This is a genomic window from Tranquillimonas alkanivorans (assembly GCF_900115595.1).
In the GTDB taxonomy this organism is placed as follows: Bacteria; Pseudomonadota; Alphaproteobacteria; order Rhodobacterales; family Rhodobacteraceae; genus Tranquillimonas; species Tranquillimonas alkanivorans.
Genome location: NZ_FOXA01000004.1, coordinates 39,373 through 49,093, shown reverse-complemented (window position 1 = coordinate 49,093; position 9,721 = coordinate 39,373). Strand labels below are relative to the sequence as shown.

Annotated in this window: 9 protein-coding genes; 3 read left to right on the top strand and 6 right to left on the bottom strand. The window is 69.0% G+C overall.

Features of this window, described 5'->3' with window-relative positions:
• Positions 1 to 77 precede the first annotated feature (77 nt).
• Together BM162_RS06835 and BM162_RS06830 are read right to left on the bottom strand one after the other, a co-directional pair.
• Positions 78 to 1,913, bottom strand: coding sequence for an ABCB family ABC transporter ATP-binding protein/permease (locus tag BM162_RS06835; RefSeq protein ID WP_093419610.1), 1,836 nt, complete (start codon positions 1,911 to 1,913; stop codon positions 78 to 80).
• Positions 1,914 to 1,953: 40 nt separating this feature from the next.
• Positions 1,954 to 3,345 carry a LysM peptidoglycan-binding domain-containing protein gene (locus BM162_RS06830; RefSeq protein ID WP_093419608.1) on the bottom strand — a complete coding sequence of 464 codons (1,392 nt, stop codon included), beginning with the start codon at positions 3,343 to 3,345 and terminating at the stop codon, positions 1,954 to 1,956.
• Between the two features lie 97 nt (positions 3,346 to 3,442).
• Between BM162_RS06830 and BM162_RS06825 the strand changes: the two genes are divergently transcribed.
• A complete protein-coding gene (locus tag BM162_RS06825; RefSeq protein ID WP_093420028.1) occupies positions 3,443 to 4,003 on the top strand; it encodes an LOG family protein in 561 nt (186 codons plus the stop codon).
• A 4-nt stretch (positions 4,004 to 4,007) separates the two neighbouring features.
• On the opposite strand, the gene rarD is transcribed toward BM162_RS06825, so the two are convergent.
• From rarD to BM162_RS06805, 4 genes are all read right to left on the bottom strand, one after another.
• The gene (rarD, locus tag BM162_RS06820) at positions 4,008 to 4,913 is read right to left on the bottom strand and encodes an EamA family transporter RarD (protein ID WP_093419605.1); all 906 of its coding nucleotides are present in this window, start codon (positions 4,911 to 4,913) and stop codon (positions 4,008 to 4,010) included.
• Positions 4,914 to 5,333: 420 nt separating this feature from the next.
• Positions 5,334 to 5,807, bottom strand: a complete 474-nt coding sequence (locus BM162_RS06815; protein WP_093419602.1) for a host attachment family protein — start codon at positions 5,805 to 5,807, stop codon at positions 5,334 to 5,336.
• Between the two features lie 2 nt (positions 5,808 to 5,809).
• A complete protein-coding gene (locus tag BM162_RS06810) occupies positions 5,810 to 6,052 on the bottom strand; it encodes a hypothetical protein (protein ID WP_093419600.1) in 243 nt (80 codons plus the stop codon).
• 157 nt (positions 6,053 to 6,209) lie between these two features.
• The gene (locus BM162_RS06805; RefSeq protein WP_093419597.1) at positions 6,210 to 6,809 is read right to left on the bottom strand and encodes a superoxide dismutase; all 600 of its coding nucleotides are present in this window, start codon (positions 6,807 to 6,809) and stop codon (positions 6,210 to 6,212) included.
• A 249-nt stretch (positions 6,810 to 7,058) separates the two neighbouring features.
• Between BM162_RS06805 and BM162_RS06800 the strand changes: the two genes are divergently transcribed.
• Both BM162_RS06800 and BM162_RS06795 read left to right on the top strand, forming a co-directional pair.
• Positions 7,059 to 7,511 (top strand): (2Fe-2S)-binding protein, encoded by a 453-nt coding sequence (locus tag BM162_RS06800; RefSeq protein ID WP_093419594.1) that lies wholly within the window; start codon positions 7,059 to 7,061, stop codon positions 7,509 to 7,511.
• Between the two features lie 4 nt (positions 7,512 to 7,515).
• Positions 7,516 to 9,693, top strand: coding sequence for a xanthine dehydrogenase family protein molybdopterin-binding subunit (locus BM162_RS06795; RefSeq protein WP_093419592.1), 2,178 nt, complete (start codon positions 7,516 to 7,518; stop codon positions 9,691 to 9,693).
• The last annotated feature ends 28 nt before the right edge of the window (positions 9,694 to 9,721 follow it).

Here is a 9,721-nt window from a genome sequence, read left to right as displayed (position 1 = left end):
GAGGATGTTTCCGGACCAGAGATGTGCGGGAGCGGGTCGGGCGGAGGCTCTGACCGGTGGTGTCGGGTCGGGCGGGCTCAGGCGGCCTCTTCCTCTTCGGCGGCCTGGCGGCGCCAAAGGCTGGCGTAGCGGCCGTTGCGGGCCAGGAGGGTGTCGTGCGTGCCCTCCTCGACGATCTCGCCGTTCTCGAGCACCACGATGCGGTCAGCGGCGGCGATGGTCGACAGGCGGTGGGCGATGGTGATGACGGTGCGGCCCTCGCTCATGGCCTCGAGTTCGGACTGGATGTCGCGCTCGGTCTCGGTGTCGAGCGCGCTGGTGGCCTCGTCGAGCAGGAGGATGGGCGGGTTCTTCAGCAGCGTGCGGGCGATGCCGACGCGCTGCTTCTCGCCGCCCGAAAGCTTCAGGCCGCGCTCGCCGACGCGCGTGTCGTAGCCGTCGGGCAGGCCCGCCACGAAATCGTGCAGCCTGGCTGCGCGGGCGGCGGCCTCGATCTCGGCCCGGGTGGCGTCGGGGCGGCCGTAAGCGATGTTGTAGAGGATGGTGTCGTTGAACAGCACCGTATCCTGCGGCACCACGCCGATCTGCGCGTGCAGGCTGTCTTGCGTCACGTCGCGCACGTCCTGCCCGTCGATCGTCAGCGCGCCGCCCGTCACGTCGTAGAACCGGAAGAGCAGTCGGCCGATCGTTGACTTGCCCGAGCCGGAGGGGCCGACGATGGCGACCGTCCGGCCCGCCGGGACCTTCAGCGAGACGCCCTTGAGGATCGGGCGGTCGGGGTCGTAGCCGAATTGCACAGCGTCGAGCGTGACCTCGCCGCCCGACACCTCGAGCGGCTTAGCGCCGGGTTTGTCGGCGACCTCGGCGGGCTGTTCGAGCAGGTCGAACATGTCGCCCATGTCCACGAGGCTTTGTCGGATCTCGCGGTAGACCGTGCCGAGGAAATTCAGCGGCATGGTGATCTGGATCATGTAGGCGTTGACCATGACGAAGTCGCCCGTCGTCAGCGTCCCGTTCTGCACGCCCATCGCCGCCATGACCATCACGCCGACGAGGCCGGAGGTGATGATCAGCGACTGGCCGAAATTGAGAAAGGCAAGCGAGTACGAGGTGCGCAGAGCGGCCGAGACGTAGCGCTCCATCGCGGTGTCGTAGCGCAGCGCCTCGCGGCTTTCGGCGCCGAAATACTTCACGGTCTCGAAGTTCAGCAGGCTGTCGATGGCCTTCTGGTTGGCGTCGGTGTCCTGCTCGTTCATCTCGCGCCGGATCTTCACCCGCCACTCGGTCACCTTGAAGGTGAAGGCGATGTAGAGGCCGATGACCGCGGCCACGACCAGCAGGTAGCGGATGTCGAACACCCAGGCGAGCACCACCGCGATCATCACGAGTTCGAGCAGGAGCGGGCCGATCGAGAACAGCAGGAAGCGCAGCAGGAACTCCACCCCCTTCACGCCGCGCTCGATCACGCGGCTGAGCCCGCCGGTGCGACGCATGATGTGATAGCGCATCGACAGGCGGTGGATGTGAGTGAACGTCTCGACCGCGATCTGGCGCAGGGCGCGCTGGCCCACCCGCGCGAAGACAACGTCGCGCAACTGCTGGAAGCCGACGTTCAGCAGCCGCGCCCCGCCATATGCGACGGTGAGGCCAACCGCGCCCGCGCCCAGCGTCCAGGCGGCGTCCTGCGCCTCGCCCGACAGCGAGTCGACGGCGGCCTTGTAGAAGAACGGCGTCCCCACCGCGACGAGCTTGGCGACGAACAGCGCGAGCACGGCGAAGACGACGCGGCGCTTCACCCAGCCCTCGCCCTCGGGCCAGAGATAGGGGGCGACCCGGCGCACGGTGCGCAGGCCGCTTCTCTGCGCCGCGCGCAGTTCCTCGTCGCTCGCCACTGGGCCCCGCCGTCTTGCCATGTCACACAGGTAAGGCGCGGGGGGCGGGAAGGCCAGCCGCTCAGTCGGGGACGGTGAAGACCTGGCCGGGATAGATCAGGTCGGGGTCGCGGATCTTATCGGCGTTCGCCTCGTAGACCCGGACGTAAAGCGTGCCTTCGCCGTAATTCTCGCGCGCGATGCGCCAGAGGGTGAAGCCGGGTTGCACGGTGACGACCGCCACCCCGTCGACGTCCTGCGCCTTGGCCGAGAGCCTTTCGATATCGGCGGGCGATTCCGGGCGGAACGGGGTCTCGACCCGCGAGCGGACGGTGCCGCCGTCATCGACCTCGTCGACGCGCAGGGTGTAGACCCGGGTGTCCACGTCCGGCAGCTCGGCCCGCCACTGGCCGTCCTCGCCGATCCGGACGGTGCGCACGGGCCGGTTGTCGAGGTAGACGCGCACGGCGCCGTCGCCGTGCGCCCGGCCGCCGAGGATGACGCCGCCGCCGCTTCCGTAGGAGATCGTGTCGACGGAGACCGATTGCGCGGCGCTGGGCGCGCCGGAGGGGGCCTGGAGCACGCGCACGCCCTTGCGGTCGGCCATCATCACGGTCGGCGCGGGCGCGGCCGGCCCGGAGCCGCCGGTGCCTGTTCCGGGTGCGTCGGAGATCGCGGGGGCCGCACCCTCTGCTCCCGGGTCAGGGACGGCTTCGTCCGGCGTGGGTCCGGTGCCCGCGGTCTCGACCGGTTCCGGGTCGTCGGACGTTACGGCGGCTGGATCCGCTTTCGTGGCGTCGGGTCGTACGTCGGCCCCGCTCTCGGCGACCCCCTGCGACGGAGCGGCGGGCGACACGATCACCGTTTGTTCGGAGACAACCGGATCGCCCTGCCCCACCTGTTCGCGCAGCGACACGACGCGGGGATGCGGCACGGCGGGCAGGTCGGACATCGCCACGAAGGCTCCCGAGCCGTCAGCCTTGGCGACGGCGACTTCCTCACCGTCAAGCAGGACGCTCACCCGCGCGTTCGGTGCGGCGCGGCCGGCGAACAGGGCGGAGCCGTCCGGCTCGACCCGCACGAGGTCGAAAGCCGGACCGGCCGGCGCGGACGGGGTGGGCGGTTCTCCGGGAGGAAGGGCGGCGATCTGGACCCCCTCGCCCCCCGTCCCGGCGGAGAGGGCGTCGGAAAGACCGGAAATCGCCGAGACTACCTCGCGTGTCGGGTCATCGGGATCGGCGTGAAGCCGCTCAGAAGCCGAGGCGTCCGGTTGCGGCGGGGGCGCGGCTGCGGCAGGTTGCGCGGCACGCGGGTTCGCCGCCTGCATGTCCGGGACGACCGACTCCTGACGAAGCGCGGTGAAGTCGCTTGGCGGCCACCAGTCGCGTTCGGTCACGACCCAGCCGGCAACTGCTGCCAGCGCGCTTGCGGACAGCGCGCCCTTGATCAAACCCGAGCCGGCGAAGCCTGGCATCTCGACTCATCCCCCGTACGCCACCGTCCCCCGTCGGCAACGCTTGAGGGACAGTATCAGCCGGGATATGGACGGTCAAAAGCAGAAAGGCCAGCCGATGACCGCCAGTACCCCCGCCATTTGTGTCTATTGCGGCTCACGCGACGGCGGGCGGCCGGCCTATGCCGCCGCCGCCGAGGAGCTTGGCCACGCGCTGGCCGAGGCCGGCTGGCAGCTGGTCTACGGCGCGGGGGACGTGGGGCTGATGGGCCGCGTCGCCCGCACGGCGCAGGCCGGCGGGGCCGACACGTTCGGCGTGATTCCCGAGCACCTGCTGGCCAAGGAGGTCGGCAAGCGCGACCTGTCGCGCTTCGTGGTCACGCAGACGATGCACGAGCGCAAGAAGGTCATGTTCATGAACGCCCACGCCATCGTGGTGCTGCCGGGCGGGGCAGGGTCGCTGGACGAGTTCTTCGAGGTGCTGACCTGGCGCCAGCTGGGCCTGCACGACAAGCCGATCTTCCTGCTCAACACCGAAGGCTTCTGGACGCCGCTCGTTGGCCTGATCGATCACGTGGTGGCCGAAGGCTTCGCCGCGCCCTCGCTCGCCTCGATGGTGAGCGTGGCGGACGACGTGCCGGCGCTGATGGAGGGGCTGCGCGGCGCCCTGCCCGCCTGAGCCTTCAGGCCGCGGGCGCGCCGGCCCGCGCGGCGCGCCGGGCGGCGCGGTCTCGGCGGACACCGTCAAGCGAATAGACCGCCAGCGCCACCCAGATCAACCCGAAGGCGACGCCGTGCGCCGGGGTGAACGGCTCGAGGAAGATCAGCGTCGCCACCAGGAACTGCAGCGTCGGGTTGAGGTACTGCAAAAGCCCCACCGTCGCCATCCGCACCCGGCGCGAGGCATAGGAAAACAGGATCAGCGGCAGGCCCGTCAGCGGCCCCGAGAAGAGCAGCAGGCCGACATCCGCGCCCGTCGTCACCTGCATCGCCTGCGCCTGCCATAGGTAGAACAGCCAGCCGAGCGCGATTGGCGACAGGAGCAGCACTTCGCTGGTCACCGACACGACCGGGCCGGTCGCCGTCTGCTTCTTGAACGCGCCGTAGATCGCGAAGCTCGTGGCGAGCGCGAGCGAGATCCAGGGCGGCGCCCGCAGTGCCACCGTCAGCCCGACCACCGCCAGCGTGGCGAGCGCGACGGCGATCATCTGTGCCCGCGTCAGCCGTTCGCCGAAGAAGATCATCCCGAACAGAACCGCGACGAGAGGGAAGATGTAGTAGCCCAGGCTCGCCTCGACGGCGCGGCCGATGGTGATCGAGGTGATGAACAGGAACCAGTTGGTCGAGATCGCCAGCGCCGCCGCCAGCGTCAGCGCGGTGGCGCGGGCGGTCGACAGGTTCTCCTTGATCAGGCGGATCCGCCCCTGCACCAGCAGCACGCAGCCGAAGAACACGAAGGACCAGATGGTGCGGTGGGCCAGCACCTCGGACGGGGGAATGTGGGAGAGCAGCTTGTAGAACAGGGGCGAAAGGCCCCAGATCACGCAGGCGCTGACCATCGCCGCGATGCCTCTGCCCGTCTCGCCCACTCGCACTCTCCCGGAAGCCTCTGCGTGCGGAGTAGCGGAACGCGCGCTTGGTGGCCAGCGCGGGAGCGGGTTTGCGCAGGTGGTGGGGAGTGAGCGGTGCGGCGTGCGTAGGCGTCCTCCTGCGTTCGAAGCGGTGGTCACCGCTCATCGCACGCGCATGGCGTCGGCCGAGTTCGCGAGAAGTGGGCGGATGGGAGGCTCATCGTGCATGGCCGACTCAAGCGACAGGAGGGCAGCGGTCGCCCGCGGTGGGCGCGAAGCGCCCGCCTTGGGGGCGGGCGGGCGCTGCCCGGGCCGCTGGCCCGGGCGGGTGAGTGGCCAGTGTCCCGGCTTGGTGCGATGCAGCGGCCGCGATCTGCGCCGGAAAAGCAGATGCCGGGCCCGAGGGCCCGGCTCTCCAAGGTCTGGATGTCGACCTCCTCAGGCCGACAGCGCCTTCTCGATCTGGTCGACCGGATGGTTGGTCAGGTCCTTGCCGACCTCGCCCACCAGCACGGCGCTGACCTCCTTGTGCATCTTGTGTCGGATCTCGCCCAGCACCTGCGCCGGAGCCGCGATCACCAGTTGCTTGATCTCGCCGGCATGCACCTTTTTGTAGAGCATCTCGGCCAGATCGTCCGCGAAACGGTCCTTGGCGAGGCGGTGCCAGTCGGTGTCCGCAACCGACGAACGCTGCGCAAAGCCCTGCCCGGCGGCGACACCCTGCTGCTCGGGCCCATCGCTGAAGCGGCCGGGCTTATCGGTGCCCTGCTCACCCGTCGGCGGGTTCTCCTGCACCTGCTTATCGTGAACCTGGAGGTTGAGGTCCTGTGCGTCGCCCAGGTTCTCCAACAGCAACGCCTTCTCGCCGTCGGCGACGAGCACGTGGGTGCCGGTGGTGATCTTGACGCTCATGCTCAGTCCTCCTCCGATCCGGTGCCGTGATGGCCGCCGAGGTTGCCCTCGCCGTCCTCGTCCTCCTTCGTCACGCGGGTCGCGCCGGGGCGGCCCTGGTAATCCTCGGGCTTGCCTTCGTCGCGGGTGCCCACCTTGCGCTCAAGTTCGCCGCCGGCGCGGCCGGAATGCTCGGGCGTGGGGGTGTCGGAGGTGAACTCCTCGGTCTCGCGGGTGCCGTCGGTCGATCTCTTCCGTTCGGCCATGTCGGACCTCCTTTCGTTGTCCTTTGATCGGTCAACGTGTCCGTGGTCGGCGCAGTTCCGGCCCTGACGGAGCGGAATGGACACGGGACGGATGCCAAACGAAAAGAGCCCGCGGGACGCCGCGGGCTCTTCATGAACTCTCAGGCAGGAACGGGGATCAGAGGCGCGAGGCGACCTCTTCCCAGTTCACCAGCTTGTCCAGGAAGTTCTGAAGGTAAGCCGGGCGCTTGTTGCGGAAGTCGATGTAGTAGGAGTGCTCCCACACGTCGACGCCCAGAAGCGCGGTCTGGTCGAAGCACAGCGGGTTCACGCCGTTCTCGGTCTTGGTGACCTTCAGGCCGCCATCGGTGTCCTTCACCAGCCAGGCCCAGCCCGAGCCAAACTGGCCGGCGCCGGCGGCGGCAAAGTCTTCCTTGAACTTGTCGACCGAACCGAACGAGTCCGTGAGCGCCTTTTCCAGCTCGCCCGGCATCTTGCTGTCGTTCGGGGTCATCCACTGCCAGAACTGGTTGTGGTTCCAGTACTGCGAGGCGTTGTTGAAGATGCCGTTCTGCGCCACGGCGTTCGGGTCGTAGGTGCCCTTGATGATCTCTTCGACCGACTTGCCTTCCCACTCGGTGCCGGCGATCGCCTTGTTGCCGTTGTCGACATAGGCCTTGTGGTGGATGTCGTGGTGATACTCCAGCGTCTCCTTCGACATGCCCTTGGCGGCCAGAGCGTCGTGCGCGTACGGGAGGTCGGGAAGTTCGAAAGCCATTGTCGTGCCCCTTGTGGTGATGTGTGGCAGTTACGGCAACTAACTGAGCCTCACCGCCGCCAGCGTCAAGCCCGCGTGTCCTGTGACATAGGCCCGAGGCGCGCACACCCGCGTCGCGTGTGGGCGCACAGTGTATACATCACGCAACCTTCCCTATGGAAATGCGGCCGAATCGGGCCATCATTCGCGTGTGCCGTATACAGGCGCACGGGTCCGCGCAGGGAGGCCGGGCCGCACGAGGGAGGAGACATGACCAAGTTCACCATCAATGGGCAGGCCGCCGAAAGCGCCGCCGCGCCCGAGACCCCGCTCCTGTGGGTCATCCGCGACGATCTGGGGCTGACCGGCACGAAGTACGGCTGCGGCGTCGCGCAGTGCGGCGCCTGTACCGTCCATGTCGACGGGCGGGCGGTGCGCAGCTGCACCACCGCCGTGGGCGACGTCGAGGGGGCCGAGATCACCACCATCGAGGGGCTGTCGAACGGCGGGGACCATCCGCTTCAGCGGGCGTGGGTGGCCGAACAGGTGCCGCAATGCGGCTACTGCCAGTCGGGCCAGATCATGCAGGCGGCCGACCTGCTGTCGAATAACCCGTCGCCCAGCCGCGACGAGATCCGAGGCGCCATGGCCGGTAACATCTGCCGCTGCGGCACCTATCCGCGCATCGTGCGCGCCATCGAACGCGCCGCGAAGGAGGGCTGATCCGATGACCGAACACGACACCCGCCTCTCGGTCTCTCGCCGCGGCTTTTTGGCCGGGGCCACGGGCCTGACCCTGTCTTTCGCGCTGCCCCTGCCCACGGGCCGGGCCGAGGCGCAGGGCGGCATGACGACCGTAAACGCCTTCATCGCCATCTCGCCCGACGGCGCAATCCGCATCTTCGCTCCCGCCGCCGAAATGGGACAGGGCGTGCAGACGGGCGTTCCGCTGATCATCGCCGAGGAGATGGACGCCGACTGGAACGACGTGGTGGTCGAAACCGCGCCGGTCGATCCCGCGCTCAACAACCCGATCTTCGGCGGCCAGTACACCGTCGCCTCTTTGACCACCAAGGGCTACTGGACGCCCGCGCGCATGGCCGGCGCCGCCGCCCGGCGCGTGCTGATGGAGGCCGCGGCGAAGGAGTGGGGCGTTGACGTCTCGGAGCTGTCGACCGGCCCCAGCACGGTGACCGGCCCCGGCGGCCGCTCGGCCACCTATGGCGAAATCGCCGCTTTCGCCGAGCCGCCGGAGACGATGCCCGAGATCGCCCCGGAAGAGCTCAAGCCCGCGTCCGAGTACCGGCTGCTGGGCAACAGCCGGATGCGCGTCGACGTGGCCGAGAAATCGGACGGTCGCGCGAAGTACGGCATCGACGCCGCGCCTTTGCCGAACATGGTCTATGCGACGGTCGTCCGCGCCCCGGCCGAGGGGCAGAGCCCTGCGAGCTTCAACGGCGACGCCCTGAAGGCGATGCCGGGGATCACCGACGTCGTCGCCCTGCCCTACGGCGTCGCCGTCGTGGGCGAGAGTATGCCGCAGGTGTTCGACGCCCGCCGCACGCTCGAGGCCGAGTGGGAGGGCACGCCGCCGGGCGCCAGCATCGACAGCGACGCCGACAAGGACGAGTACCTGTCGCACCTGCGCGGTGGACGCGAACCGGACGTGGTTTATTCGCAGCAGGGCGACGCGAAGGCGGCGCTCGGCAATGCGGACCGTGTGGTGACGGGCGAGTACCTGTCGGAGTACGCCTATCACGCGCAGATGGAGCCGGTGAACTGTACCGCCGATGTGCGCGCCGACGGCGCGGACATCTGGGTCGGTACGCAGTGGCAGACGATGTCGCAGAACAAGGTGACCGGGATCACCGGGCTCGACCCCGCGTCGATCCGCGTCCACCAGCAATATCTCGGCGGCGGCTACGGACGGCGCGCGCATACCGAGTACGTGGACGACGCGGTGAGACTTTCGCACCAACTCGGCCGCCCGGTGAAGATGGTCCTCAGTCGCGAGGACGACGTCGCTTCGGCCCGGATGCGCCCGCTGACAGCCCAGCGGATCGAGATGGGGCTTGACCCCGGGGGCCGTATCACCGCGCTGCGCCACGTCGTCGCCTGCGAGCCAGTCGCGCCGTACATGTACGGCCAGGAACGGTGGGAGAGCGGCGACAAGAAGGACATCATCTCGATGCGCGGCTCGCACCTGCCGCACTACGACATCCCCGACCAGATCGCCGAGCAGATCTTCGAGATGAAGGGCGCGCGCACCGCCGCCTGGCGCGGCATCGGCGAGGGCTACACCAAGTTCGCGCTCGAGACGATGGTCGACCGCGTTGCCCGTGACCAGGGCATCGACCCCATCGCGTACCGGCTGTCGATGACGTCGAACCCGCGGGTGCGCGCCGTGCTCGAGCGGGTGCGCGAGATGTCGGACTGGTCGAACCTGGCCGAGGGACGCGGCAAGGGCGTCGCCTTCTCGGAATACGGCGACAGCCTGGCCGCGGCGGTGGCCGAGGTTTCGGTGGGCGAGGATGGCGCGATCCGCGTCCACAACATCTGGACGGTCGCCGACCCGGGACTGCCGCTGAACCCCGATGCGGTCGAGGCGCAGCTTGAAGGCGCGATGCTTTTCGGCACCTCCGCCGCGCTGAAAGAGCAGATGACGGTGAAGGACGGTGCGGTGCAGCAGTCGAACTACTACGACTACCCGGTGCTGCGCATGGACGAGACGCCCGAGATCGCCGTCGCCGTGATCCGCGGCAGCGACACGCCGACCGAGGTAGGCGAGTTGGGCATGCCCCTGCCCGCCCCGGCCATCGCCAACGCCGTGCGGGCGCTGAACGGCGCGCAGCTTACACACCTGCCGATGACGCCCGAGCGGGTGAAAGCCGCGATGCAGGGCTGACTAAGCGCGCGGGCCCGGTTTGTGCCGG

Coding starts and splice junctions, on each gene's coding strand:
- BM162_RS06825 (WP_093420028.1), top strand. CDS start 3,443: ATGACCGCCAGTACCCCCGCCATTTGTGTCTATTGCGGCTCACGCGAC.
- BM162_RS06835 (WP_093419610.1), bottom strand. CDS start 1,913: ATGGCAAGACGGCGGGGCCCAGTGGCGAGCGACGAGGAACTGCGCGCG.
- BM162_RS06805 (WP_093419597.1), bottom strand. CDS start 6,809: ATGGCTTTCGAACTTCCCGACCTCCCGTACGCGCACGACGCTCTGGCC.
- BM162_RS06800 (WP_093419594.1), top strand. CDS start 7,059: ATGACCAAGTTCACCATCAATGGGCAGGCCGCCGAAAGCGCCGCCGCG.
- BM162_RS06795 (WP_093419592.1), top strand. CDS start 7,516: ATGACCGAACACGACACCCGCCTCTCGGTCTCTCGCCGCGGCTTTTTG.
- BM162_RS06830 (WP_093419608.1), bottom strand. CDS start 3,345: ATGCCAGGCTTCGCCGGCTCGGGTTTGATCAAGGGCGCGCTGTCCGCA.
- BM162_RS06815 (WP_093419602.1), bottom strand. CDS start 5,807: ATGAGCGTCAAGATCACCACCGGCACCCACGTGCTCGTCGCCGACGGC.
- BM162_RS06810 (WP_093419600.1), bottom strand. CDS start 6,052: ATGGCCGAACGGAAGAGATCGACCGACGGCACCCGCGAGACCGAGGAG.